This is a genomic window from Aeromonas sp. 601039 (assembly GCF_049174415.1).
In the GTDB taxonomy this organism is placed as follows: domain Bacteria; phylum Pseudomonadota; class Gammaproteobacteria; order Enterobacterales; family Aeromonadaceae; genus Aeromonas; species Aeromonas veronii_A.
Genome location: NZ_JAAKTL010000002.1, coordinates 197,447 through 223,127, shown reverse-complemented (window position 1 = coordinate 223,127; position 25,681 = coordinate 197,447). Strand labels below are relative to the sequence as shown.

The window sequence follows — 25,681 nt, the reverse complement described above, 5'->3', positions numbered from 1 at the left end:
CCCGTGTCACCAGGGCTCCTCCACCTTGATAAGGTCCCGGCGCAGCGCCTCTTTGCGCAGTCGCTGCTCCAGCAGCAATACGGGTGGCGAGGGGGGCAGGGGCATTGCCGTCGCCTGCTGAGCTGCCGATGGCTCGGGCTGCTTGCTGTTGCTGGTATCGGGAGCGGCGACCGTACCGCCTTGCAACAGAGAGAGGTTATAGAGCGCATCTTCATGGCCGGGTTCCAGCGCCAGGGCTGCCAGATAGGCCTCCTTGGCCGCGGCAAATTCCCCCAGTTGCAGCAGGGCATTGCCGCGGTTGTAGTGGGCGGTGGCGCTCGTCGCTTCCTGATAGGCTGCGATGGCTTGCCGGTAGGCACCGGCCCGATACCAGGCGTTGCCGCGCCAGATCGGATCGTTGAAGGTGCGGGCCGCCCGCTGAAAATCCCCCTCTTGATAAGCCTGCATCGCTTGCAGGTCTCCCCTCTCTGCCGCTTGCAGGTTTTGTGGCGCCAGCAGCTGAGCACCCACCATCAGCGCCATCATCAACCGGGTGCCGACTCTGGCCAGCAAGGCCAGCGCTAACAAGGGGAGCAGCAGCCAGGGGCCTAAATCGAGAGGCGCCGGGGTGAGGGCCGAGGTAGTCGTGGGCAGCGGCGCAAAGCGAGGGATGTCGCTGCCAAGCCACTGCAGCTCACCGCCGAGGCGATTGGCCAGTGCGGCAATGGCCTGACTATCGGGGGCGGGCAACTGCGCGGGCATGCGGGTGGCAAACCCCAACTCATTGGCCGGAATGGCGGGCATGGGGGCCGGTTGACCACTGCTGGCAAGCAGAATATCGAGGCGTGCCGACTGGGTGTCGCGGCAAAGAAGGCGTTGCTGGCAGGGCCACAGGGCGGCGATTTGGGTCATCTGATTCTGGGTGAGGTCGTCGGTGATCAGCAGCAGACGCGCTTGTTCTCCAGGGGCCAGCTGCTTCATGGCAAGTTCCACCGCCCGTGCCGGGTTGCTGCCCTGCAGCGGCATGATATCGGGGTGCAAGTCGGGCAGTAGCAGCGAAAGGGCTTGATGATCACGGGTTGGTGGCATGGCGAGGTAGGCATCGCCCGCGTAGAGGATCAGCGCAATGCGCTCTCCCTTTGCGCGGCTCAGCAGCTGCTGCAACTGCCATCTGACCCGGGTCGCCCGATCTGGTTTGAGGTCGGTGGCGGTCATCGAGCGTGACAAGTCCAGCAGCCAGATATCGAGCGGCGCCGCAGGCTGCTGTTGCAGCTCGCCGCGCAGTGCGGGACCACTCAGGGCTAAAATGACGGGCAGGGTTGCCAGCCAGAGCCAGGGGCGCTGAGGACGAGATGCTGGCAGCAGATAAGCCTGCATAGCAGGTGCGAGCAGCGGGGGCTGGCGACGATGGTGCCACCCTTGCCAGAGCCAGGGGATGAGTGCGATCAGCCACAGGGGGCGGAGCAAGATCAGCTCCATCTGCGCGTGCCTCGTGCCAGCCAGTTACGCACCATGCGAAACTCCAGTCTGCCGTGCCCTGATGGCAGAAGCAGCAAGCCACAAAGCAGTGCCAACGGCCAGGGATAGAGCTCGATCACCGGCTGGTACTGGGCAATCGGCATGGGGGCAGGTTCAAGGGCATTGAGAGTCGCATTGATGGTATCGAGATCGCTTTGGGTGCGTGCCCGAAAGTAACGCCCCTGGCCTGTCTCGGCCAGCTCTTTCAGGAGCGGCTCGTCAAGTTCGCTGCTGGGATCGGCCTGACCGCTGCCCGCCTCATCGTAGGGTTGGATAAAGGTATCGGGATCGGCCCCGACCCCCAGCGTGTAGATCCGTATTCCCTGCGCTGCGGCGAGTTTGGCCTCCTGCAGCGGATCGGCATTGCCTGCGGTATTGCGGCCATCAGTGACCAGCAGCAGGGCGGTGGGGCGACCCGGATCCCCATGCTGACGTGCCAGTTGGATCGCCTCGCCAAGGGCGGTGGTACGGCCGACCAGATCAAAATCGAGCTCGTCGCTCAAGGTCAACAGCGCCGGGATCTCCTGAGTGAGGGGAGAGAGCAGATAGGCGTGATCGGCAAAGACGATGAGGCCCACCCTGTCACCGGCCCGCTTGGCGATCAACGCCTTGATCTGCTGGCGCACCGCCGTCAGGCGCGCTTGCTGTTCGCCGTTGTCGAGCATATCCGGAGTACGCATGCTGTCTGACAGATCCACCGCCAGCAGCAGATCCCGACTCCCTTCATATTGGATAACCGGTGCCCCCCACCACTGGGGGCGGCAGAGGGCGAGGATAAGGGCTCCCCAGAGCAGCATGGCGCGCCAGAGCGGCAATCCGGCCTGAGGGCGCAGCAGCGCAAACCCGGGGTGAGCCAGATAACCGCGGCGCAGGGGCGGCAAGCCGAAGCGCACCAGCAAGGGCAGCACCAGCGCCAGCGCAAACCAGGGCCAGGCCAGGATCATGAATGCCTCCGTGCGGTTTTACGCCCCGAGCGGGGGGAGAGTTGCAAGAAGAGGGTCTGACCCCAGCGGCGATAATGTTGCCGCAGTTGTTCGCTCTGCTCGCGAGTCGGGTTCTGGCTGCCATAGAGCCAACTGCTCCAGTGAGACGAGAACTGGCTAAAATCGCTGCCGCCGTGACGATCGACGAAGGCGAGCCACGCCTCACCTTGCAGTTGGCGCGCCTCGGGCCAGCGCTGTAGCGCTTCATGACGCAGGGCCTCCTGTATTTGCGCCACCAGCAGCGCCGGATCCCCCTCCAGCTGGCGACACCAGCGGCGGTAACGTATCACCCTGCGGGCAATCAGGACGAGCAGCAGCAGAAGAAAACCGGCGATCAGGAGCCACAATAGCGCCTGCACTCGGGGGTCAAGACTCTGTTCAATCAGATCCGGCCCCGGGTGGATGTCGCGCATCAGGGCGGCCAGTGGCGGGGTGATGGCCTCGGAGGCGGGGCTGGTAATGTCGACGTCGGCGTGCGTGATCATCCCTGATGACATAACCCCTCCTGCCACTGCTGTTGCAGCGTCTGGCCGTTATCGAGCAGATAGAGGCGCTGCACCAATGGCAACAGCAACTGTTTGCCGTGGGTCAGTTGCTGTTCGGCGGCATACCGGTAGCGCTGGGAGAAACCGGCATGGCCCCCATCCAGCCAGCCCTGATAGTGTTGCCCTGGCCGATCAATGGCCACCGGCAGTTGGCCATCAGAGGGAAGGGCTGCCTCGAGGGGGTCACGGATCTGCCAATAGTGAATATCGTGGCGACGGGAGAGCAGTTGCAATTGCTGACAGAGCGCCGACTCGCAGGGTCTGTGATCGGTGATGATCGTCAGCTTGGCACCGTGAGGCAGCTTCACGCCGGACAAGGTGTCGCCCAGCGAGTGAGAAAGCGCCCGGCGGGCCAGCCCTTGCTGATAGTGATGGCAGAGGGATTCGAGCAGGGGCAGCACGCTGCCGCGCTGGCTCTGGTGATTTGGGATAAGCCCGTGGCAGATCAGGGTGTTGTGCAGCTTCTCCCCTTGCCAGATCAGGGCTGCAGCCAGCTCGCACCCCAGTCGCGCCTTGAGCTGCAGCGTGGAGCCGAAATACATGGCGGGGGAGAGATCAAGCAGCAGCCAGTGCGCCTGATCCAGCTCTTCACTATAGAGACGGGTATAGGGACGACCGAGGCGAGCCGTCACTCGCCAGTCGATATGGCGCACCTCGTCACCAGCCTGATAGGCGCGCAGCTCCCGAAACGTGAGTCCGGGAGAGCGGACCGGTTTGCCGCGTTCGCTGCTGCTTCTGCCTGCGTGAGGTGGCTTCCTGGCCTTGGCCCATAGCCGGATATTGAGCAGCCGTGGCAGCGACAGGGCGATATCGGGATGCAGACCGGGTTCTAGGGGCATGGCACCTGATCCAGCAGTTGGGCGATCAGGATATCGTTATCCAGATTGTCGGCCAGTGCCTGATAGCTGGGTATAAGGCGGTGGCGCAGCACAGGATAGGCTTGCAGCTGGATATCTTCCGGCAGCACATAATCACGTCCGGCGAGCCAGGCGCGGGCGCGGGCGGAGCGAGCCAGCCCCAGCGTAGCCCGAGGGCTGGCCCCCACGGCAATCAGCGGCTCGAGGGCAGGGCATAGACCACTGCCCGGGCGGGTAGCGCAGACCAGCTCCACCAGATAGTGCTCCAGTCTGCTTTGCATGGTGACCGCCAGCACTTCGCTGCGAGCACCTTGCAAGGTGGTCTGGCTCAGAGTCACTGGTGCCGCGCCAAGCTGTTCGCCGCTGGCGTTGAGCTGCAAGATGGCGAGCTCCATGGTGGGGCTTGGGTAATCCACCATCAGCTTGAGCAGAAAGCGGTCTAGCTGCGCCTCCGGCAGGGGATAGGTACCCTCCTGCTCGATGGGGTTCTGGGTGGCGGCCACCATAAAGAGAGGCGGCAGTCGCCAGCTCTTTTTGCCCACGGTGATCTGGTGTTCGGCCATGGCTTCCAGCAGCGCTGATTGTACCTTGGCTGGCGCCCGGTTGATCTCGTCTGCCAGCACCAGATGGTTGAAGAGGGGGCCTGGCTGGAAAACAAAACTGGCATCCTGCGGGTGAAACACCTCGCTGCCGGTGAGATCGGCAGGAAGCAGGTCGGGGGTAAACTGGATACGGGCAAAGCGCCCTTCGACGGCGCCAGCGAGCGCCTTGACGGCGCGGGTTTTGGCAAGGCCGGGGGCCCCTTCGATTAACACATGTCCTTCACATAACAGGGCAATCAGGAGCCCTTCTATTAGCTCCTCCTGCCCCAGGATCTGACTGCCAAGATAGTCCCTAAGTGCTCTGAACTCGGCCGCTGCCATGCGATAAACCCGTTGTTTTTATGGAAGTTGATCTTTTTATACTCCAGTTGCTCCCCAAGGGCGAGCAAAGGGGCCTTGCCGTGCTTAATTTAGTTTCAATCAGCTGTATGAAACTTGTGATTGGATTGTTAATATGTGGCGCAATGAGGTCAGACCTCTGCCTTTTAAACCAAGGAGCCAGGATGAAACAGCCATTGAAACTGACGACTCGCCAGGGCGAACGGATTGCCGTCGTGGCGGGGCTGCGTACCCCTTTTGCCAAGCAGGCAACCGCCTTTCATGGCGTCCCTGCAGTCGATCTCGGCAAACTGGTGGTGAGCGAGATGCTTGCCCGTACCGATCTCGATCCCAAGCTTATCGACCAGCTGGTGTTTGGCCAGGTGGTTCAGATGCCGGAAGCCCCCAACATTGCCCGCGAGATCGTGCTCGGTACTGGCATGAGCGTCAATACCGATGCCTATAGCGTCTCCCGCGCTTGCGCCACCAGTTTTCAGGCGGTGGCCAACGTCACCGAATCCATCATGGCCGGTACCGTAGACATCGCCATCGCCGGTGGTGCGGACTCCTCCTCCGTGCTGCCCATCGGAGTGAGCAAGAAGCTGGCCCGTGCCCTGGTGGATCTCAACAAGGCGCGCAATCTGCAGCAGCGCTTCAATATTCTGCGTCAGCTGCGGGTCAAGGATCTGCTGCCGGTACCGCCTGCGGTGGCGGAATACTCCACTGGCCTCTCCATGGGGCAGACCGCCGAGCAGATGGCCAAGAGCCACCAGATCAGCCGTGAAGCGCAAGATGCGCTGGCGCACCGCTCCCATACCCTGGCCGCGCAGGCTTGGGCTGATGGCAAGCTCAGCGGTGAGGTGTTTACCGCCCATGTGCCGCCCTACAAGTCGCCGCTCGAGCGGGACAACAATATTCGTGAAAGCTCGGATCTCGCGAGCTACGCCAAGCTCAAGCCGGTTTTTGACCGGGTTCATGGCACAGTGACTGCGGCCAACGCCACGCCGCTGACCGATGGCGCCGCCGCCGTGTTGCTGATGCGCGAAGGTCGGGCGAAAGAGCTTGGCCTCGAACCGCTTGGCTTTATCCGCAGCTTCGCCTTCTCGGCCATCGATGTCTGGCAAGACATGCTGATGGGCCCCTCCTATGCCACGCCGCTGGCGCTGGACAGAGCCGGCATCACGCTCAGCGATCTGACCCTGATCGACATGCACGAAGCCTTTGCCGCCCAGACTCTGGCCAACCTCAAGATGTTTGCCAGCCACGAGTTTGCCCGTGACAAGCTGGGTCGCGATCAGGCCATCGGCGAGGTGGACATGGAGAAGTTCAACGTCCTCGGCGGTTCGCTGGCCTATGGCCACCCCTTTGCCGCGACCGGTGCGCGGATGATCACCCAGACCCTGCACGAGCTGCGTCGTCGCGGTGGGGGACTGGGGCTCAACACCGCCTGTGCGGCGGGTGGATTGGGCGTGGCTATGGTGTTGGAGGTTGAATAATGAGCGCTAAGACTTTTTCCCTTGATGTTCGCAAAGATGGCATCGGTATCCTCACCATGGATGTGCCGGGCGAGAGTATGAATACCCTCAAGGCTGCCTTTGTGGAGGAGATCCGCACCGTGCTGGCCGAAGTGAAACGTAACAAGGATTTGATCGGTCTGGTGATCACCTCCGGCAAGAAAGACTCCTTCATCGCCGGCGCTGACATCACCATGCTGGCCGCCTGCACCAGTGCCAAAGATGCCGAGACCCTGTCGCGGGAAGGGCAGGAGATCTTTGCCGAGATCGAGGGGCTGACCATTCCGGTGATCGCCGCCATTCATGGTCCCTGCCTCGGTGGCGGGTTGGAGCTGGCGCTGGCCTGTCATGGCCGGGTGGTGACCGATCATGGCAAATCTGTGCTGGGATTGCCGGAAGTGCAGCTCGGTTTATTGCCGGGTTCTGGCGGTACCCAGCGTCTGCCGCGCCTTATCGGGGTGGCCAAGGCGCTGGATCTGATGCTGACCGGCAAGCAGGTTCGTGCCAAACAAGCCAAGAAATTGGGGCTGGTGGACGATGTGGTGCCGCCGTCAATCTTGCTGGATGCTGCCATCAAGCTGGCCAAGAAGGGTAAACCGCGCCATCAGTTGAAGCGGGATCTGCAGGGCAAGGTGCTGGAGACCAACAAGCTGGGCCGCAAGGTGCTGTTCGATCAGGCCAGCAAGGGGGTGAAAGCCAAGACCCGCGGCAACTACCCGGCGCCGGAGCGGATCCTGGATGTTGTGCGCATCGGCGTGGAGGAGGGGATGAAGGCCGGTCTGGCTGCCGAATCCCGCCACTTTGGCGAGCTGGTGATGACTGCTGAGTCTGCCGCCCTGCGTTCCATCTTCTTTGCCACCACCGAGATGAAGAAAGAGGTCAACTATCAGGGGGCCGAGCCGCGCAAGGTGGCCCATGCTGCTGTGCTGGGCGGTGGTTTGATGGGGGGCGGCATCGCGTTCGTCACCGCTACCAAGGCGGGCGTGCCGGTGCGGATCAAGGATGTGGCAAGCTCCGGGATCGGCAATGCCATGCGCTACAGCTATGACATTCTGGCCAAGAAGCTCAAGCGCCGTCACATTCTGCGCAGCGAATTGGAAAAGCAGATGAGCCTGCTGACCGGCACCCTCGACTACTCCGGTTTCCACCGGGTGGACATGGTGGTGGAGGCGGTGTTTGAAGATCTCGCGCTCAAACACCAGATGGTGAAAGACGTAGAGCGTGAGTGCGGTGAGCATACAGTGTTTGCCTCCAATACCTCGTCACTGCCCATCAATCAGATTGCGGCAGAGGCGGCACATCCGGAGCGGGTCGTGGGGCTGCACTACTTCAGCCCGGTGGACAAGATGCCGCTGGCGGAGATCATCCCCCACGCTGGCACCAGTGCCGAGACGGTCGCCACCACCCTGGCCTTTGCCCGTGCCCAGGGCAAAACGCCCATCGTGGTGAAGGACGAAGCCGGTTTCTACGTCAACCGCATCCTCGCGCCCTACATGAATGAAGCGGCGCGACTGGTGCTGGAAGGTGAGCCGGTGGAGGTGTTGGACAGCGCGCTGCTGGACTTTGGTTTCCCGGTTGGTCCCATCACCTTGCTCGATGAGGTGGGGATCGATGTGGGTGCCAAGATCTCCCCCATTCTCGAGAAAGAGCTGGGCGGCGAGCAGTTCCAGGCACCCAAGGCGTTCGACAAGCTGCTGCAAGACGATCGCAAGGGGCGCAAGAACGGCAAGGGCTTCTATCTCTATGGCAAGGCGGCACCGCGCAACAAGCTGACCGGCAAAGAGGGCAAGAAGACGGTGGACGAGAGTGTCTATGGCGTGCTCGGCATCAAACCTTCCGCCAAGCTGGCCCGTCAGGAGATTGCCGAGCGTTGTGTGTTGCTGATGCTCAACGAAGCCGCCATGGCGCTGGATAGCGGTGTGGTGGCCTCGGCCCGTGATGGCGATATCGGGGCCATCTTCGGCATCGGCTTCCCGCCGTTCCTCGGCGGTCCGTTCCGCTATATGGATACACTCGGGATCGATCATCTGGTTGGTCGTCTGGAGTATTACCAGAAGCGCCACGGCGACCGGTTTGCTCCCTGTGCCCGCCTCAAGGCGATGGCCGCGGAGCAGCAGACCTTCTACTGATAATCGCTGCAGAGTGACCGCAAGGCAAAGAGGCCCGCACACCATGCGGGCCTCCTTCTATGTTGTGGTTTGTTCGGGTTGTACGGCTTGGGCAGCGCTCATGCTGGCAGAAGCAACCGATTAAAAAACGGCCCACCGAAGTGGGCCGTCGAGATATCGGGTCACGGGTCAGATCCCCGGTTTGCGCTCCGGGCAACGACCTATGATATCGGGCGGCAGCTCGCCGTTATCCTGCTCCAGCACTACATCAAACCCCCACAGCTGATGGAGGTGTTTGAGCACCTCATGGCGTGAGTCGCCAAGGGGGATGCGGTTGTGGGGCACATAGCGCAGGGTGAGGGATCGATCCCCCTTCACGGCGACGTTGTAGACCTGAATATTGGGCTCCAGATTGCTGAGATTGTATTGAGCTGACAGGGTGTTGCGCACCTGACGGTACCCCTCGTCATTGTGGATGGCGGAGACCTTGATGTAGTTCTTCAGATCGTCGTCATCAATGGCGAACAGCTTCATGTCGCGCATCACTTTGGGGCTTAAGAACTGGCTGATGAAGCTCTCGTCCTTGAAGTTTTGCATGGCAAAATGAAGGGTCTCCACCCAGTTGCTGCCGGCATAATCCGGGAACCAGTATCTATCCTCCTCGGTTGGGTTCTCGCAGATGCGGCGCAGGTCGGTAAACATGGCAAACCCCAGCGCATAAGGGTTGATCCCCGAGTAGTAGCGACTGTTGTAAGCCGGTTGATAGACCACGTTGGTGTGGCTGTGCAGCACCTCCATCATGAAGCGATCGCTCAGCTTGCCCTCGTCATAGAGGTGGTTGAGGATGGTGTAGTGCCAGAAGGTGGCCCACCCCTCGTTCATCACCTGAGTCTGCTTTTGTGGATAGAAATACTGGCTGATCTTGCGCACGATGCGTACCACTTCTCGCTGCCAGGGCTCCAGCAAGGGGGCATTCTTCTCGATGAAGTAGAGAATGTTCTCCTGAGGCTCGGCAGGATATCGTCTGTCCTCCACCCCTGCCGCTTTATGCTGCTTTGGCAGGGTGCGCCATAGCTCGTTGACCTGAGTCTGCAGATAATCTTCCCGCGCCTTCTGACGCCGCTTCTCCTCCGCCATCGAGATCTTCTGGGGACGCTTGTAGCGATCGACCCCGAAGTTCATCAGGGCATGGCAGGAATCGAGCAGCTGTTCCACCGCCTCGATGCCGTGCTTCTCTTCACACTCGGTGATGTATTTTTTGGCAAACAGCAGGTAGTCGATGATGGAAGAGGCATCGGTCCACGCCTTGAACAGGTAGTTGTTCTTGAAGAAGGAGTTATGACCGTAGCAGGCGTGGGCCATCACCAGCGCCTGCATCGGCATGGTGTTCTCCTCCATCAGATAGGCAATGCAGGGATCGGAATTGATGACGATCTCGTAGGCCAGTCCCATCTGTCCGCGCTTGTAATTGCGCTCGGTATGGATAAAACGCTTGCCGAACGACCAGTGCTGATAGCCGATGGGCATGCCGACGCTGGAGTAGGCATCCATCATCTGCTCGGCGGTGATCACCTCGATCTGGTTGGGGTAGGTGTCCAGCTTGTAGAAACGGGCGACCCGGGCGATCTCCTGGTGATAGGTCTCCAGCAGATCGAAGTTCCAGTCTGGTCCGTCATCCAGTGGCGCTACACGTTTTTCAGTTTCGATCATGTGACCTCCTCACGCCGCTTGTTTCTTGAACAGCTCGCGGAACACCGGATAGATATCCTCGACCTTGCGAATGTGCTCCATCGCAAAGTGGGGGAACTGGCTGGCTACCGACTCATATTCGTGCCACAGGGTCTGGTGGGCACGGGTAGTGATCTCGATGTAGGAGTAGTACCGCACCCTTGGCATGATGTCCCGCACCAGGATCTCCCTGCATTGCGGTGAATCATCTGCCCAGTTGTCACCATCCGACGCCTGCGCCGCATAGATATTCCACTGGTTGGCGGGGTAACGCTCGTTGATGATGTCATTCATCATCTTGAGGGCGCTGGAGACGATGGTGCCGCCGGTCTCCTGGGAGTAGAAGAACTCGTGTTCGTCCACCTCCTTGGCCTGGGTGTGGTGGCGGATATAGACCACCTCGACGTTCTTGTAGGTCCGGCTCAGGAACAGATAGAGCAGGATATAGAAACGTTTTGCCATCTCCTTGGTGGCCTGATCCATGGAGCCCGAGACGTCCATCAGACAGAACATCACTGCCTGACTGGAAGGGACGGGCCGTTTGACGAAGTTGTTGAACTTGAGATCGAAGGTGTCAATAAACGGCACCGCATCGATCCGTCGTTTCAGCTCCCTAATCTCCTTCTCGAGCAGGGCGATTTCGGCAAAGTGCTCGTTGGGATCGGCGGCCAGCAGAGCCAGCCTATCTTCCAGTTCATGCAGTTGGCGCTTCTTGCCCGCTTGCAGCGCCATGCGCCGCGCCAGTGAATTTTGCAGGGAACGCACCACGTTGATATTGGCGGGCACCCCGTTGGAGGTGTAGCCCGCCCGATAGGTTTTCACCTCCATTAGCTGGTTGAGCTGGGTTTTCTGCAGCCTGGGCAGCTCCAGATCTTCAAACAGCAGATCGAGATACTCATCCTTGGAGATCTGGAACACGAAGTCATCGGCCCCTTCACCCTGATTGGATGCCTGCCCCTCGCCGGAACCCTGTCCGCCGCCCCCTCCTTTGGGGCGGTCAATCTTGTCGCCGGAGACGAATTGATCATTACCGGGATGCACCATCTCCCGTTTACCGCCGTGTCCCTGATGAAAATGGGGCTCGCCGATATCCTTGGTCGGGATGCTGATGCTCTCACCCTTGTCTACGTCCTGAATGCTGCGCTTGGAGACAGCATCCGAGACCGCTTGTTTTATCTGCTTCTTGTAGCGGCGGATGAAGCGCTGCCGATTGACAGCGCTTTTGTTTTTGCCGTTGAGCCTGCGGTCGATAAAATGCGCCATAACTCCCCCTTGAACAGTCAGGGTCAGGATGACTTGCGTACCCTGAGATACCATTCGGAGAGCAGTCGCACCTGTTTACGGGTGTAGCCTTTCTCCATCATCCGTTCGACAAAGTTATCGTGCTTCTTCTGCTCCTCAGCCGAGGTTTTGCTGTTGAAGGAGATAACCGGCAGCAGCTCTTCCGTGTTGGAGAACATCTTCTTCTCGATCACGGTGCGCAGCTTCTCGTAACTGGTCCAGTTGGGGTTACGGCCTGCATTGTTTGCCCGGGCACGCAGCACGAAGTTGACGATTTCGTTACGGAAATCTTTCGGGTTGCTGATCCCGGCAGGTTTTTCAATTTTCTCCAGCTCGCTGTTGAGGGATGCTCTGTCAAAAAGCTGGCCGGTTTCGGGATCACGGTACTCCTGATCCTGGATCCAGAAGTCGGCGTAGGTGACGTAGCGATCGAAGATGTTCTGCCCGTACTCGGAGTAGGACTCGAGATAGGCGGTCTGGATCTCCTTGCCGATGAACTCCACATAGCGCGGGGTCAGATAACCCTTGATGAACTCAAGGTAGCGATCGTGCAGCTCTTGCGGGAACTGCTCGCGCTCGATCTGCTGCTCCAGCACATAGAAGAGGTGCACCGGGTTGGCGGCCACTTCCGCGTGGTCGAAGTTGAAGACGCGGGAGAGGATCTTGAACGCAAAGCGGGTAGAGAGACCATTCATACCTTCGTCTACACCGGCGTAGTCGCGATACTCCTGATAGCTCTTCGCCTTGGGGTCGGTGTCTTTCAGGCTTTCGCCATCATAGACCCGCATCTTGGAGTAGATGCTGGAGTTTTCCGGCTCTTTCAGCCGTGACAACACAGAGAACTGGCCCAGCAGCTCGAGGGTACCCGGGGCACACTTGGCCTCGGTCAGCTCGCTGTTGATCAGCAGCTTCTCGTAGATCTTCACCTCTTCCGAGACGCGCAGGCAGTAAGGCACCTTGACGATGTAGACCCGGTCGAGGAAGGCCTCGTTGTTCTTGTTGTTGCGGAACTGCTGCCATTCGGATTCGTTGGAGTGGGCCAGCAAAATGCCGTCAAAGGGGAGGGCGGAGAGCCCCTCGGTGCCGTTGTAGTTCCCCTCCTGTGTTGCAGTCAGCAGCGGGTGCAGCACCTTGATAGGCGCCTTGAACATCTCGACAAACTCCATGATCCCCTGGTTCGCCTTGCACAGCGCACCGGAGTAGGAGTAAGCATCGGCATCATCCTGGGCGAAGTGCTCCAGCATGCGGATGTCGACCTTGCCGACCAGTGAGGAGATGTCCTGGTTGTTGTCATCACCGGGTTCCGTTTTGGCGATGGCGATCTGGTCGAGGATGGAGGGGTTGACCTTCTCCACCTTGAACTTGGTGATGTCGCCGCCAAACTCGTGCAGGCGTTTGGCCACCCAGGGGGACATGATGGGACGCAGGTAGCGGCGTGGGATGCCGTACTCTTTTTCCAGGATCTCACCATCCTCTTCGATATCGAACAGGCAGAAGGGGTGATCGTTGACCGGTGAGCCCTTGATGCGATAGATGGGCACCTTCTGCATCAGGGATTTGAGTTTCTCTGCCAGCGATGATTTACCGCCGCCAACGGGGCCCAGCAGATAGAGGATCTGTTTCTTCTCCTCCAGCCCCTGGGCGGAGTGTTTGAGGTAGGAGACGATCTGTTCGATGGCCTCTTCCATCCCGTAGAAATCCTTGAAGGCGGGATAGCGTGCCACGACACGGTTGGAGAAGAGTCGGCTCAGTCTGGGGTTGGCTGAGGTGTCTACCATTTCTGGCTCACCGATGGCGGTCAGCAGACGTTCGGCGGCAGAGGCGTAGCAGGCTTTGTCCTGCTTACACATATCCAGGAACTCCTGAATGGTATATTCCTCTTCTCTCGCTTTTTCATATCGCTGTTGGTAATGCTCGAAGATGCCCATAACTTTGCCCTCGTTATAGTCGCTTACCCTGAAAAAAGTGGATAACTGTTTTTGTGTTGTCCGCTGTTAAAGCCTAGTCAACAGCCTCCAGTAATCCATCACGGTTGATAGGTTAAATTCTGAAGAAACCTGCCCGATCCTTGTGCGGGGAGGATCAGCCAACAACACCGCTATGTTACTGACTGTTAAATTATTTTTGCCACGATAGTGAGGTAAATGTCAAAGACATAAAAAATAAATGTTTTTCGGAAAATGAAAACGGATCGAATAAAGAGAAGGGATAATAAGCAGAGGGTCGCCACAGTGCGGCTTGGCAGGCATATAGACAAGAAAGTCATTACGTGAACGTCAACGTAAATTGTTTTATTTGGAGTTTTGGCTCTAATTTTTACATTGACGCTACATTTCGGGTGCCATAGATTGGCGATGTGTGAGCAGCAAGACGCTTTAGCAAGAGAGTTGACTGTTGCCTCACCAAGCTCTGTTTAAGCACGTTTCCGTTGGCTTGACCCTCGCAACCGCGAGGGTCTTCTTTTTCTGTGTCTGTAAACGCTTGTTTCTGCTGGTGGCTATTGACGCCGCCAGAACTCATCTAGCAAGGGTAGGCTTGTTGCACTGCCGCCAAGACGCGGGCAAACGGGTGCGCGGCCAACTGGCCTGCGCCTGCCAGCGATTTGGCCTTGACCCGGCTGGTCAGCGGTGTGGCGATACCACACAAAAAACGGGCCAGAACACGAGCATCCACCGAACCTGTCTTGGCAATGAGCGGATCGCACCAGGCGCGGATCCCCGCCTCGTTTGGCATGGTCAGTTGGGGCAGGGGAGGAAGATGTACCACCTCGCCGCGACAAACCGAACAGTGGCCACAATGAACCGGCGCCACCTCATCGGCAAAATAGCGTGCGAGGCGGTGACTCAGGCACTCATCCGAGGTGAAAAAGTCGAGCATGGCTTGCAGTCTGGCCAGCTCACTCTGCTCTTTTTGCAGGAACAGGGCGTGCAGGGCATTTGCTTCCTGCTCGTTGTCCCACCCCTGACGGGTGATCCGGTAGACCTCGGTCATCTGTTTGCTTTCAAGCTCGATCCAGCCTTGCTGCTGCAGGTAGTCGAGCGCCGCAACGGCCCGCTGCCGCTCCCCCTGATAGCCCTGCCAGAGGGCGTCAAAGTCCATGGTGCACCAGCTGCGCGCTTGCGGGGCGCAGGCGAACAGCTGCTCCAGAAACTGGCGGCGATCCGGATTGAAGCGGCTCACTATCTCGCCTTTATCCAGCACAAACTTGAAGCGGTAGTCGGCGTAGTAGCTGTAGGCCGGGGTGATGATGCCTGCCATCTCCAGATAGACCAGCAGGGTTTTAAGGGGCAACTGGCGGATATTGGTGTCGTTGGAGAGGCGCAGCAGGGTGAATTCCCACTCGCTCCCGCTCTGTTTGATGAGGGCAAGTAGCTGGAGGATGGCACTCAAATCTGGCGTATCGCCGTAGACGAAGTTCTCCAGCACCGGCAGCTGGCTCTGGTTGGCCAGCACGATACAGCGCGATGGCTGGCCATCCCGTCCGGCGCGGCCAATCTCCTGGCTGTAGTTCTCGATGGATTTGGGCAGATCGTAGTGAATGACCCGCCGGATATCCGCTTTGTCGATGCCCATGCCAAAGGCGATGGTGGCGACGATGCAGTCCACCTTGCCCGCCATGAAGTCGTGCTGGATCTGACTGCGCAGCGCCGAGTCGAGTCCGGCATGATAGGCGCGGGCGTTGATCCCTTCTCTAATGAGTTGCTCGGCACAGGCTTCTGCGGTGTGTTGCAAGGTGACGTAGACGATGGTGGGGGCCGCCGGATCGTTGGCCAACTCCTGCGCGAGCCAGCTATCCCGCGCGTCGGGCGCCAGGGGAATGACCGCCAGATCAAGATTGGATCGGTAGAAACCGGTGACCACGACCCCCTCCGGTTCGATGCCGAATTTGGTCTGCATATCCTGAATCACCGCTGGCGTGGCGGTAGCGGTCAGCAGCAACACCTGCGGGATCTTCAGGTCATGACGATAGCTCGGCAGCTTGAGATAGTCGGGGCGAAAGTTGTGGCCCCACTCCGAGATACAGTGCGCCTCATCGACGACCAGCAGCGAGAGCGGCACTTGCTGGATAAAGCGGCGAAAGCGCTCGTTCTTGAGTCGCTCCACCGAGATCATCAGGATCTTGAGCTGGCCATCCAGCGCCTGCTGCATCACTCGTCGGCTCTCCTCCGGGCTCTGGCTCGAGTCGAGGGTGGCGGCGCTTATTCCCTTGCTTTTGAGGAAGGCGAGCTGATCGTGCATCAGCGCCAGCAGCGGAGAGATAACCAGGGTCAGGTGAGGCAGGGCGAGGGCAGGCAGTTGATAACAGAGCGACTTGCCGGAGCCGGTGGGAAAGATGGCGGCGGCACTCTGACCTGCCAGCACCCGGCTGATCACCGCCTCCTGGCCTGGCCTGAGTGCGGAGAAACCAAAATATTGGTTGAGCAGGGATGGGATCATGGCAAGGCTCCACGGCAAATGGGGGATGATAGCACAGCGATGCCGGTCACGGGTGACACAGGAATGGTCGTGAGGGTAAGGGCAGAGAGTGTCGATAAAACGTACAAAAATGGGTGGTTGCGCTGTGGTTAAGGTTTTGTTGCGGTTTTTTGTGATGGAAACGGGATATTTTTTGGTGAGTCTCTGGAAAAAAAAGATGGCGAATGGGATATTCCGTCATGCAATCCGGTGACTGGCGGATCGGCCCGACAGAAGGCTGGCCACAGACACTACATTCGGGCGACAGGGGTCTCCCGATGAGTGGTTGCAGACAGGACTCATGATTCATGCACTACGGTGCTTAGGGACTTTTTTGATGACACAACAACACCCCCTCCTTCGGCTGGTCAATAGCACCAGTCTGGTCAGCCAGATCCTGGTTGGTCTGGTATTCGGTATCTTGCTGGCACTGTTTGCGCCCGAGTGGGCAAAAACGGCAGGTCTGCTCGGCAGTCTGTTCGTTGGTGCACTGAAAGCGGTAGCCCCGCTGCTGGTATTCGTACTGGTGATGGCGGCCATCATTGGTCACAAGCAGGGCCAGAAGACCAATATTCGCCCGCTGCTGGCGCTCTACCTGTTTGGTACTTTCTCTGCGGCCGTGGTCGCGGTGATTGCCAGCTTCCTGTTCCCCTCCAACCTCCATCTGGTGGCCAATACTGCCGAGATCACCCCGCCAGGCGGGATCACCGAGGTGCTGCAGACCTTGTTGTTCAATGTAGTGACCAACCCGGTCAAGGCGTTGATGGATGCCAACTATATCGGGATCTTGGCGTGGGCCATCGGTCTGGGTATCGCCATGCGCCATGCCAACGAGAGCACCAAGGCGCTGATCACTGACCTGTCTCACGGTGTCTCCGCCATCGTGAAAGCGGTGATCCGCTGTGCCCCGCTCGGGATCCTGGGTCTGGTTGCCTCCACGCTGGCAGAGACCGGCTTCGATGCCCTGTTTGGCTATGCTCAACTGCTGGTGGTGCTGATCGGCTGCATGCTGTTTATCGCCTTTGTGGTCAACCCGCTGATCGTGTTCTGGAAGATCAAGCGCAACCCCTATCCGCTGGTGCTGACTTGCCTCAAAGAGAGCGGCGTTACCGCCTTCTTTACCCGCAGCTCTGCCGCCAACATTCCGGTCAACATGGCGCTGTGTGAAAAACTGCGCCTGCCCAAAGATACCTACGCGGTCTCCATCCCGCTGGGTGCCACCATCAACATGGCGGGTGCGGCCATCACCATCACTGTGCTTGCCATGGCGGCGGTACATACCCTGGGGATGGAAGTGGACATGGCAACGGCCGTGCTGCTCTCCGTGGTTGCCACCGTCAGTGCCTGTGGCGCGTCCGGTGTCGCCGGTGGCTCTTTGCTGCTGATCCCGCTGGCCTGTAGCCTGTTTGGTATCAGCAACGACATCGCCATGCAGGTGGTGGCCGTCGGCTTTATCATCGGCGTGTTGCAGGATTCTGCCGAGACAGCGCTGAACAGCTCCACCGACGTGCTGTTCACCGCCGCTGCTTGCATGGCCGAAGATGAAACCCTGCTGGATGTGGCTCCGGTACCGAGCCGCGAAGCCTGATCTCGCAACGGTCAGTTTCGCAACACACTTGCGCCCTCTTCGGAGGGCGCTTTTTATTGCCGGATTTGCTCTCTTTTCCTCTTTAAGCAGGCTCTTTGGCTGATGTGCCGGACACTCTGTCGACCTTGTCCAGGGCGCTGCCTTATCTTTATCCCTTGGAGTTGTGCTTCCTCCTTCTGTTGTGCGTTACACATTTTTGTCTGTTCTGCTAACAGCCGATTGCTATGGCTGACCCCAGATCTTCAGGACAATCACAGCATCACAGCACCAAAGAAGAATGGAGGTGGCTGGCTGCGGCAGATGAACCCGTCCTATCAGACACGCCATCATGGTTTGGTGAGGGGGAGTAAACGTGTTGGCGATACTGAGCTGCGGGCATGAGGGGTCATGTTGATACCCGACGTGCTCAGTCATGGTGCTGGTGAGCATGCAGATATCCAACAAGGTGAGGAGAGTAGCAGGGCAATCGCGGATGCACAGATTGCAGAGATAAAAAAGCCAGCCGAGTGTTCGGCTGGCTTTTTGCTATCAGTGGCAGGTGAGGGATTAACCGACCAGCTGATAGAGGATGGCGGAGATAGCGGTCAGACCCATCACGGTTACGAAGACGTTGCTGATATGACCCTGATACTTCGCCATGGCCGGTACGCGCTTGATGGCGTACATCGGCATGATGAACAGGATGGTAGCGATGATCGGGCCGCCCAAGGATTCAATCATGCCCAGGATGGAAGGGTTGGCAATGGCAGTGCCCCACAGGGTCAGGATGAAGAAGGCGATGATGAACATCTCGACTTTCTTGGCGTTCGGCTCTTTGCCTGACTTGCGCATGTTCTGCACGATCATCCCTTTCAGACCTTCACGGGCACCCAGATAGTGGCCGAAGAAGGAGGAGACAATGGCTACGAACGCAACCAACGGACCGAAGTAGGAGATGATGGGGCTGGCATGCTGGTTAGCCAGATAGGAGAGCACGGCGATGTTCTGAGCCTTGGCTTCTGCCAGCTGGGCCGGTGTCAGGCTCATAACGCAGGAGAAGACGAAGAACATCACGAAGCCCAGCAGCACCATGGCGGTACGCTTGAGGATGGCATCGGCTTTCTCGACAGCCTGATCACCGTGGTCGCGGCGCTGGGCCAGAGAGAAGCTGGAGATGGCCGGGCTGTGGTTGAAGGAGAAGACCAGTACCGGGATGGTCAGCCACAGGGTAGTGGCGAAATCCTTGGCAGAGGGCACTTGCTCCAGCGCCGCGCCGGTCCAGTCCGGGATCAGGTAGAGGGAGATTCCGGCCAGAATGGCGATCAGCGGATAAACCAGCAGCTCGGTCACTTTCAGCATCAGCTTTTCACCGGCCAGCATCACCGACATCATGCCCATGATCAGCACGATGGAGAGGATCCAGCGCGGCGGGGCACTCATCTGCAGCTGGTTGACCATAAAGCTTTCGACGGTGTTGGTGATACCCACGCCGTAGATCAGCACGATGGGGTAGATGGCGAAGAAGTAGAGCAGGGTGATTAATTTACCAGCACCCACGCCAAAGTGCTCTTCCACCACTTCGGTGATGTCTGCATTTGGCTTTTTGGAGGAGAGCACGAAGCGGGCCAGGCCACGGTGGGCCAGATAGGTCATGGGACCTACCAGCAGCGCCATGACGACCAGCGGCCAGAAACCGCCCATACCCGCGTTGATCGGCAGGAACAGGATCCCCGCGCCAACCGCGGTCCCGAACAGACTGATGACCCAGGTAGAGTCGCGTTTTTCCCAACGAGTGGTTTGAGTAGAGCTGATCCCTTGCTCTGTTGACGCCGCAACTCCCTGCGTGCCAGTGACTGTGTTTGACATCTATCTCACCCCGAATGTGTGGTTCTTATTAAGTCGGCGCAAGGATACGGTTTTTCTAATCAAAAATGTTGATCAAATTCATCTTTACGGCACGAAAAACCGCACTTTCTTATGGAAATGTGATCAAAACAAGAAAAATTCAATTATTGTTTATCAATTGGCACGTTATTTTAGTGTTAATGATTAAATCTCGCTCAGACAAATGTAGGTAAATTGTTATTTTGCGAGATGCTGGGCTAGCTGGTTAATCATGCTGGCGGTGGCCCCCCAGATAAAGTGCTGTTGCCAGGGGATCCAGTAGATGGTGTGTGCTTTCCCCCCCCTGTAAAGGGTCAGGGGGATGTGGTTGCGCCGATCCAGCAGATGGGTCAGCGGCACTTCGAAGGCGTGATCCACCTCATCCGGACTAAGGATGAGGGGATAGTTGCCATTGAGCAGCCCCAGCACCGGCAGTACCTCGAATCGTGACACGGTATTGAGCGGGTTGAGGGTGCCGATCACTTCAATCAGTCGGGCCGGAATGCCGAGCTCCTCTTCGGTCTCCCGCAGCGCCGTGGCAATCAGGTTTTCGTCGCCGGGATCCTGTCGCCCGCCGGGGAAGCTGATCTGCCCCCCATGATGACGCAGCCGTGGGCTGCGCCGGGTCAATAACACGCTGAGCCCCTCATCGCGCATCACCACCGGGATCAACACTGCCGCCGGACTGAGCCCGCCAATGGCGAGGCGATGGGCCGGGGCGGGTCGCTGCAACTGGAAGCGGGTCAGCAGTTCGTGGCGATCCATGGCGGGGAGCTCTCCTGTGCGTTGGCCTGACAGTGGGGAGGGTTACAGCGCCGAGAGGGGCGGCAGGATGCGGGCAACCTTGTCATAGGTCTCCTGATATTCGCTGTCGGCGTCGGAGTCGGCGATGATGCCGCCACCGGCCCAGCAGTGCAGGCGACCCGCTTCGGCGATCAGGGTACGAATGCAGATGCTGGTATCCATCCGGCCATGCTGGCTGAGATAGCCGATGCTGCCGCAATAGGCGTTGCGGCGCTGGGGCTCCAGCTCTTCGATGATCTCCATAGCGCGGATCTTGGGTGCGCCGGTGATGGAGCCACCCGGGAAACAGGCCCGCAGCAGATCGACCCCTTGCCAGTGTGCATCCAGCTCACCGTGGATGGTGGAGACCAGATGATGTACCGCCGGAAACGACTCCACCGCAAAGAGATGAGGCACGCTGACCGAGCCCGGCCGGCTGACCCGACCTATATCGTTGCGCAGCAGATCAACGATCATCAGATTCTCTGATCTGTCCTTGTCCGCCTGCGCCAGCTCCTGCGCGACTTGTCGATCGGTCGCCGGATCGGGGTGGCGAGGGCGAGTGCCCTTGATGGGTTTGGTTTCGATATGACGGTCATCAAGCAGCAGGAACCGCTCGGGGGAGAGGCTCAGCAGCGCGCTCTCCGGCAGGCGGATAAAGGCAGAGAAAGGGGCCTTGTTGGCGGTTGCCAGCAGGCAATAGGCCTGCCACTCATCCCCCTGATAGGGGGCGCTGAAACGCTGGGTCAGGTTGATCTGGTAGCAATCCCCTGCGGCAAGATATTCCTGAATACGGGCAAACTTCTCGTCATACTCGGCGCGGCTCATATTGCTCTGCCACGACCCCTGCAAGGCAAAAGCGGGGGTCGGTTTGGCCTGCTGCTGTTCAAGCCAGGCCAGCCGATTGGCAAGTCCCGCTTCATCCCCCCAGTGCACCAGCTGCCAGTCGCCGGTCGCCACATTGCGCAGCAGCGCCCAGTCGTAGATGCCCACCGCCATGTCCGGCACCGCGATATCGGCGGCGGCCTGCTCCGGCAGTCGTTCGAAGCGGCGGCCGAGATCATAGCCAAACAGGCCGAGGGCGCCGCCAATAAAGGGCAGGTGAGTGGCGCACAGTTCCAGCTCCCCCAGCAGCTGTTGCTGGGTATGAGCCAGCAGGGCGAGGGGATCTTCGTGGTGTTTGCTGATATTCGCCCCGACACGCAGAGTGGTCACTTCGCCGCGGGTTTCGAGGGTCGCCAGTGGATCGGCAGTGATGATATCAAAGCCGTTATCGGCGCCGAGTGGCCCCGCCGATTCCAGCAACATGGCCCACGGCTGATGTTGCAGGCGGGCAAAAAGCTGATGGAGTTCAGCACTATGGTCTAGATGATGGATATGAAGTGTTGGCGTCATTTTATGTTACACAGGCAACAGTTTGGTTCCCGAACCCTAGTCGGTGCTGGTGGGCAAGCGTATCATAGGTGTCGGTGACTTAAGAAAAAACTGCCGTGTCGTTCGTTTTTTGCTGGTTGATAGTTTTTAGCCAGCACGTCAGCACGGCCCATCATATGGAAGCCCTTGCCCTGCTCCGTGGCAGAGACAAGGACCAGTGAGGATGATATGAGCATTATAAAAAAACAGGATTTCATCGATTCTATCGCAGATGCCCTCCAGTACATCTCCTATTACCACCCGTTGGATTTTGTTCAGGCTGCCAAAGCGGCGTATGACCGTGAGGCCAACCCGGCCGCCAAAGATGCGCTGGCCCAGATCCTGATCAACTCCCGCATGTCCGCCGAAGGTCATCGCCCGCTCTGCCAGGACACCGGCATCGTGACCTGTTTCGTCAAGATTGGCATGCAAGTCCAGTGGGACAGCGACATGACGGTGCAGGAGATGGTGGACGAAGGGACCCGTCGTGCCTACACCAATCCTGACAACCCGCTGCGCGCCTCCGTGCTGGCCGATCCGGCCGGCAGTCGCAAAAACACCAAAGACAACGCCCCTGCCGTGGTGCATATCGACATGATCCCCGGCAACAAGGTGGAAGTGAGCATCGCGGCCAAAGGTGGCGGCTCCGAGAACAAATCCAAGATGGTGATGCTCAACCCCTCTGACGATATCGTCGAGTGGGTGCTGAAAACCGTGCCGACCATGGGCGCAGGCTGGTGCCCGCCCGGCATGCTGGGCATCGGCATCGGCGGTACCGCCGAGAAAGCGGCGGTGCTGGCCAAAGAGGCCCTGATGGAGCACATCGACATTCAGGAGCTGATCGCCCGTGGCCCGCAAACCACTGAAGAGAAGCTGCGGGTCGAGCTCTACGACAAGGTCAACAAGCTGGGGATCGGTGCCCAGGGTCTGGGCGGCCTCACTACCGTGCTGGATGTGAAGGTGAAATCTGCGCCGACGCATGCCGCTTCCAAGCCGGTGGTGATGATCCCCAACTGCGCCGCCACCCGCCACGTTCACTTCGAGCTGGATGGTTCAGGCCCTGCCGAACTGACTCCGCCGAAACTGAGTGACTGGCCGGAGATCACCCGTGAAGCGGGTGGTAATGTGCGCCGCGTCAACGTCGATGGCATCACCAAGGCCGAGCTGGCCAGCTGGAAGAGCGGTGATACCGTGCTGCTCTCCGGCAAGATCCTCACCGGTCGCGACGCCGCCCACAAGCGTATCGCCGACATGCTGAAAAATGGCGAAGGGCTGCCTGAAGGGGTCGATTTCACCAACCGCTTCATCTATTACGTTGGCCCGGTCGATGCGGTGCGTGACGAAGTAGTTGGCCCGGCAGGCCCCACCACCTCCACCCGGATGGACAAGTTCACCGACATGATGCTGGGTGAGACTGGCCTTATCGGCATGATCGGCAAATCCGAGCGCGGCCCGAAAACCGTCGAGAGCATCAAGCAGCACAAGGCCGTCTATCTGATGGCCGTCGGTGGCGCAGCCTATCTGGTGGCCAAGGCCATCAAGAAGGCCCGCGTGGTGGCCTTTGCCGATCTCGGCATGGAAGCGATCTACGAGTTTGAAGTGGAAGATATGCCGGTGACCGTTGCGGTCGACTCCGAAGGCAACAATATCCACGAAACCGGTCCGGCCTACTGGTCTGCGAAAATTGCAGAGCTCGATGGCAAACTCTCCTCCTGAGTGACCGTTTCCGCTGCCGGTTAACGGCATCGGCCATGTAAACAAGGCGCGTCCATTCGGATGCGCCTTTTTGCTTTGGCTGGCTTGTTATGGACTCAGGTTGGCCGTTTGCGGCAAGCGGGTATAAAAAAGGATGGCGTGACGCCATCCTTTTTCGTTGTGCTTGTGCTCTGGCAGCAGACAGTAGAGCAATCGCCCTAGGCTTAGGCCTTTTTCAGGTAGGCAGCAACCAGTACGATCTGCACGCCATTGACCTTGCCTTCGATATGAAGCGGGTTGTTGGTCAGACGGATGCCCTTGACCAGGGTGCCGCGCTTGGCGGTGAAACCGGCGCCTTTCACGTCCAGATCCTTGATCAGGGTAACGGAGTCGCCCTCTTGCAGCACGGCGCCGTTGGAGTCAACGGTCGGTACGCTGTCGTCATCTTCGTCAGCAATACCAGCTTCAGCCCAAGCCTTGGCTTCGTCTTCCATGTACATCATGTCCAGCAGATCCTGAGCCCACACTTCACCCTTGCCGGAGAGAGCTTTCAGCTGGCGCCATGCCATCACCTGCACCGCAGGCACCTGGCTCCACATGCTGTCACTCAGGCAACGCCAGTGGTTGACCACCAGGGTCTCCGGTTGTTCCAGCTGACCACGGCAGGTGTCACAGATAGCAACGCTGTGATCATCGTCGCTGGCGGGGGAGTGAGGCACCACGAAGGCGGTCAGCGCCTGCTCGGCGCTGCACAGTTCACACTTGGCGCCCGCGCGCGCTTGCAGAATGGCGTTGATGGTCATGTTGTTGGTCCCATAGCTAGTGTAAAGCGACCCGCGTTGGGCGGGGCGCGTGAAAGAGGGGGCGGAATATAGCATAAAACCCCGTACTTTGTCAGGTCTGCCCTGGGTCACAGGGTTGGCGGTGCTGTTGTGCGGCACAGATCGTCAGGTATTGAGAGTGCAATTTGAAGCGGGATCGCTAGAATGAGCCTCCTTTTTGACTGCAAGGCAGGGGCATTCGTGCTGGCTCAACGTTTTCAACAACTGGATCGACTGCTCACCCGCTACCGACGCTGGTGGCAATATCAGCCATATCATCATCTGACCATGGCCTTTGCCGATGAGGCGCCCGAACTGGCGGCACTGCTCAATGGGCTGACCCTTGCCCAGTTGGCAGAACTCGATGCAGATATGGGCGCCCTCAGCAGTCTGCTTGCCCCCTGGATTGCCGAGGGAGCCGAGCTGCAGCAACTCAGCCAGCTTGCCCCGTTTACCCCGGAGCCCATCAGCTGCAGCAAGGAGATGGCGCTGCATATGCCGGGGCGCAAGCAGGCCCAGATCGAGGCGTTCACCGCCTGTTTGCCGGCCCATCAGGGCCCCTATCTGGAGTGGTGTGCCGGCAAGGGCCACCTTGGGCGGCTGGTGTCACTTCATCGACAGGCTCCGATCCTCAGTCTGGAGTTGCAAGGGCAGCTTTGTGACGAAGGTCGGCTGCTGGCCGAGCGGGATGGCGCGAATATGACCTTTACCTGCGCCGATGCTTTTGCCCCCGAGTCGGCGGCGCTGATCGCCCCCGAACATCACGCTATGGCACTCCATGCCTGCGGCGAGCTCCACACCCATCTGCTGGAGCGGGTGGCCGAACGCAGTGCCCGCGGCGTGACTATCTCTCCCTGTTGTTACCACCTGATCCGTACCAGCCACTATCGCCCGCTGTCGGCCGCGGCCAGCGCCAGCGAGCTTGTGTTGAGCAAGGCGGATCTCAAGTTGCCGCTACAGGAGACGGTCACCGGCGGTGCGCGGATCGCCCGCTTGCGTGAGCAGGAAGTGGTGTGGCGTCTCGGGTTTGACTGCCTGCAGCGTCAGGTGCGTGGCATAGATGAGTATCTGCCGGTGCCCAATATGCAAAAGAGCCTGCTGACCGGCACCTTCGAGGCATTCTGCGTTTGGGCTGCTGAACGCAAAGGGATTGTGCTGCCCGCCGGGCTCGACTATCCCGCCTGGTTGGAGCACGGGGAGCGTCGCTTTGGTGATGTCGCCCGCATGGAGCTGGTGCGTCATCTGTTTCGCCGTCCTCTCGAGATCTGGCTGGCGCTGGATCGCGCGCTCTTTTTGCAAGAGCAGGGTTATCGGGTCGAAGTGGGGGAGTTCTGTGCCAAACCCATGACCCCGCGCAATATCCTGATCCGTGCCGTGCGCGCCTGACAGCGAGCTCTTTGTGAGCGTTATTTGAACATTGTTGATGGCTGACTGGTGAAGCGGGTCAGCCATTTTTTTCATCACGAACAATGACCGTATGGCAGGCCACCTGGCCGTCTCAACTGTTCTAAAAATGGGCGAAAGATCACGCTTTGGCGTTTTCGTTTGGGTTCTATTTCTTTGTTTCAGCTGCACTGAATATCACAAGGTGAAATGGTTCACAAATTATGCGTATTTCTTAATTTTCATC

The 25,681-nt window shown here is 59.1% G+C and carries 18 protein-coding genes; 5 read left to right on the top strand and 13 right to left on the bottom strand.

Annotated elements, in window-relative coordinates; translation table 11 throughout:
* Positions 1-6 precede the first annotated feature (6 nt).
* From G5195_RS02860 to G5195_RS02840, 5 genes are read right to left on the bottom strand one after another with little or no spacing between them, the layout of a single operon-like run.
* Positions 7-1,458 (bottom strand): VWA domain-containing protein, encoded by a 1,452-nt coding sequence (locus G5195_RS02860; protein WP_421235800.1) that lies wholly within the window; start codon positions 1,456-1,458, stop codon positions 7-9.
* Complete coding sequence (locus G5195_RS02855) at positions 1,449-2,441, bottom strand: VWA domain-containing protein (RefSeq protein WP_421223412.1); 993 nt, start codon at positions 2,439-2,441, stop codon at positions 1,449-1,451. The genes G5195_RS02860 and G5195_RS02855 overlap by 10 nt, the downstream gene beginning before the upstream one ends.
* Entirely contained in the window at positions 2,438-2,977 is a 540-nt protein-coding gene (locus tag G5195_RS02850; protein ID WP_421223414.1) for a DUF4381 domain-containing protein, read from the bottom strand. Before G5195_RS02850 ends, G5195_RS02855 begins: the two co-directional genes overlap by 4 nt.
* Positions 2,962-3,864 carry a DUF58 domain-containing protein gene (locus G5195_RS02845; protein ID WP_421223415.1) on the bottom strand — a complete coding sequence of 301 codons (903 nt, stop codon included), beginning with the start codon at positions 3,862-3,864 and terminating at the stop codon, positions 2,962-2,964. The genes G5195_RS02850 and G5195_RS02845 overlap by 16 nt, the downstream gene beginning before the upstream one ends.
* Positions 3,855-4,805 carry an AAA family ATPase gene (locus G5195_RS02840; RefSeq protein WP_064337904.1) on the bottom strand — a complete coding sequence of 317 codons (951 nt, stop codon included), beginning with the start codon at positions 4,803-4,805 and terminating at the stop codon, positions 3,855-3,857. Before G5195_RS02840 ends, G5195_RS02845 begins: the two co-directional genes overlap by 10 nt.
* Before the next feature lie 182 nt (positions 4,806-4,987).
* Here G5195_RS02840 and fadI point away from each other — a divergent pair, with 182 nt between their 5' ends.
* Together fadI and fadJ are read left to right on the top strand one after the other, a co-directional pair.
* The gene (gene fadI, locus G5195_RS02835; protein WP_309506605.1) at positions 4,988-6,298 is read left to right on the top strand and encodes an acetyl-CoA C-acyltransferase FadI; all 1,311 of its coding nucleotides are present in this window, start codon (positions 4,988-4,990) and stop codon (positions 6,296-6,298) included.
* On the top strand, positions 6,298-8,445 hold the full coding sequence (gene fadJ / locus G5195_RS02830; protein WP_337072200.1) for a fatty acid oxidation complex subunit alpha FadJ: 2,148 nt from the start codon (positions 6,298-6,300) through the stop codon (positions 8,443-8,445). The genes fadI and fadJ overlap by 1 nt, the downstream gene beginning before the upstream one ends.
* Before the next feature lie 168 nt (positions 8,446-8,613).
* Here the strand turns inward: fadJ and G5195_RS02825 are convergent, their stop codons facing one another.
* From G5195_RS02825 to G5195_RS02810, 4 genes are all read right to left on the bottom strand, one after another.
* On the bottom strand, positions 8,614-10,134 hold the full coding sequence (locus G5195_RS02825; RefSeq protein WP_236345989.1) for a SpoVR family protein: 1,521 nt from the start codon (positions 10,132-10,134) through the stop codon (positions 8,614-8,616).
* A gap of 9 nt (positions 10,135-10,143) precedes the next feature.
* A complete protein-coding gene (locus G5195_RS02820; RefSeq protein ID WP_064337906.1) occupies positions 10,144-11,415 on the bottom strand; it encodes a YeaH/YhbH family protein in 1,272 nt (423 codons plus the stop codon).
* Positions 11,416-11,438: 23 nt separating this feature from the next.
* A complete protein-coding gene (locus tag G5195_RS02815; protein WP_005345315.1) occupies positions 11,439-13,361 on the bottom strand; it encodes a PrkA family serine protein kinase in 1,923 nt (640 codons plus the stop codon).
* Positions 13,362-13,953: 592 nt separating this feature from the next.
* Positions 13,954-15,870 (bottom strand): RecQ family ATP-dependent DNA helicase, encoded by a 1,917-nt coding sequence (locus G5195_RS02810; RefSeq protein WP_216978741.1) that lies wholly within the window; start codon positions 15,868-15,870, stop codon positions 13,954-13,956.
* 355 nt (positions 15,871-16,225) lie between these two features.
* Here G5195_RS02810 and sstT point away from each other — a divergent pair, with 355 nt between their 5' ends.
* On the top strand, positions 16,226-17,476 hold the full coding sequence (gene sstT / locus G5195_RS02805; protein ID WP_005345324.1) for a serine/threonine transporter SstT: 1,251 nt from the start codon (positions 16,226-16,228) through the stop codon (positions 17,474-17,476).
* 546 nt (positions 17,477-18,022) lie between these two features.
* Here sstT and G5195_RS02800 read toward each other — a convergent pair.
* The 3 genes from G5195_RS02800 to pabB form a co-directional block, all read right to left on the bottom strand.
* On the bottom strand, positions 18,023-19,321 hold the full coding sequence (locus G5195_RS02800) for a serine/threonine transporter (protein WP_164536753.1): 1,299 nt from the start codon (positions 19,319-19,321) through the stop codon (positions 18,023-18,025).
* Between the two features lie 216 nt (positions 19,322-19,537).
* Positions 19,538-20,104 (bottom strand): CoA pyrophosphatase, encoded by a 567-nt coding sequence (locus G5195_RS02795; protein ID WP_139407623.1) that lies wholly within the window; start codon positions 20,102-20,104, stop codon positions 19,538-19,540.
* Between the two features lie 42 nt (positions 20,105-20,146).
* A complete protein-coding gene (pabB, locus tag G5195_RS02790) occupies positions 20,147-21,430 on the bottom strand; it encodes an aminodeoxychorismate synthase component I (protein ID WP_421223419.1) in 1,284 nt (427 codons plus the stop codon).
* Positions 21,431-21,724: 294 nt separating this feature from the next.
* On the opposite strand from pabB, the gene G5195_RS02785 reads away from it, so the two are divergent.
* Positions 21,725-23,251 (top strand): fumarate hydratase, encoded by a 1,527-nt coding sequence (locus G5195_RS02785; RefSeq protein ID WP_005351759.1) that lies wholly within the window; start codon positions 21,725-21,727, stop codon positions 23,249-23,251.
* A gap of 203 nt (positions 23,252-23,454) precedes the next feature.
* On the opposite strand, the gene G5195_RS02780 is transcribed toward G5195_RS02785, so the two are convergent.
* A complete protein-coding gene (locus tag G5195_RS02780; protein WP_421223421.1) occupies positions 23,455-24,033 on the bottom strand; it encodes a PhnA domain-containing protein in 579 nt (192 codons plus the stop codon).
* Between the two features lie 183 nt (positions 24,034-24,216).
* Between G5195_RS02780 and G5195_RS02775 the strand changes: the two genes are divergently transcribed.
* Complete coding sequence (locus G5195_RS02775; RefSeq protein ID WP_421223422.1) at positions 24,217-25,437, top strand: methyltransferase; 1,221 nt, start codon at positions 24,217-24,219, stop codon at positions 25,435-25,437.
* The last annotated feature ends 244 nt before the right edge of the window (positions 25,438-25,681 follow it).

What these genes read in the sequence shown, in the direction of transcription:
- G5195_RS02860 (WP_421235800.1), bottom strand. Translation starts at nt 1,458, where the DNA reads ATGGAGCTGATCTTGCTCCGCCCCCTGTGGCTGATCGCACTCATCCCC.
- G5195_RS02855 (WP_421223412.1), bottom strand. Translation starts at nt 2,441, where the DNA reads ATGATCCTGGCCTGGCCCTGGTTTGCGCTGGCGCTGGTGCTGCCCTTG.
- G5195_RS02850 (WP_421223414.1), bottom strand. Translation starts at nt 2,977, where the DNA reads ATGTCATCAGGGATGATCACGCACGCCGACGTCGACATTACCAGCCCC.
- G5195_RS02845 (WP_421223415.1), bottom strand. Translation starts at nt 3,864, where the DNA reads ATGCCCCTAGAACCCGGTCTGCATCCCGATATCGCCCTGTCGCTGCCA.
- G5195_RS02840 (WP_064337904.1), bottom strand. Translation starts at nt 4,805, where the DNA reads ATGGCAGCGGCCGAGTTCAGAGCACTTAGGGACTATCTTGGCAGTCAG.
- fadI (WP_309506605.1), top strand. Translation starts at nt 4,988, where the DNA reads ATGAAACAGCCATTGAAACTGACGACTCGCCAGGGCGAACGGATTGCC.
- fadJ (WP_337072200.1), top strand. Translation starts at nt 6,298, where the DNA reads ATGAGCGCTAAGACTTTTTCCCTTGATGTTCGCAAAGATGGCATCGGT.
- G5195_RS02825 (WP_236345989.1), bottom strand. Translation starts at nt 10,134, where the DNA reads ATGATCGAAACTGAAAAACGTGTAGCGCCACTGGATGACGGACCAGAC.
- G5195_RS02820 (WP_064337906.1), bottom strand. Translation starts at nt 11,415, where the DNA reads ATGGCGCATTTTATCGACCGCAGGCTCAACGGCAAAAACAAAAGCGCT.
- G5195_RS02815 (WP_005345315.1), bottom strand. Translation starts at nt 13,361, where the DNA reads ATGGGCATCTTCGAGCATTACCAACAGCGATATGAAAAAGCGAGAGAA.
- G5195_RS02810 (WP_216978741.1), bottom strand. Translation starts at nt 15,870, where the DNA reads ATGATCCCATCCCTGCTCAACCAATATTTTGGTTTCTCCGCACTCAGG.
- sstT (WP_005345324.1), top strand. Translation starts at nt 16,226, where the DNA reads ATGACACAACAACACCCCCTCCTTCGGCTGGTCAATAGCACCAGTCTG.
- G5195_RS02800 (WP_164536753.1), bottom strand. Translation starts at nt 19,321, where the DNA reads ATGTCAAACACAGTCACTGGCACGCAGGGAGTTGCGGCGTCAACAGAG.
- G5195_RS02795 (WP_139407623.1), bottom strand. Translation starts at nt 20,104, where the DNA reads ATGGATCGCCACGAACTGCTGACCCGCTTCCAGTTGCAGCGACCCGCC.
- pabB (WP_421223419.1), bottom strand. Translation starts at nt 21,430, where the DNA reads ATGTTGCTGGAATCGGCGGGGCCACTCGGCGCCGATAACGGCTTTGAT.
- G5195_RS02785 (WP_005351759.1), top strand. Translation starts at nt 21,725, where the DNA reads ATGAGCATTATAAAAAAACAGGATTTCATCGATTCTATCGCAGATGCC.
- G5195_RS02780 (WP_421223421.1), bottom strand. Translation starts at nt 24,033, where the DNA reads ATGACCATCAACGCCATTCTGCAAGCGCGCGCGGGCGCCAAGTGTGAA.
- G5195_RS02775 (WP_421223422.1), top strand. Translation starts at nt 24,217, where the DNA reads ATGAGCCTCCTTTTTGACTGCAAGGCAGGGGCATTCGTGCTGGCTCAA.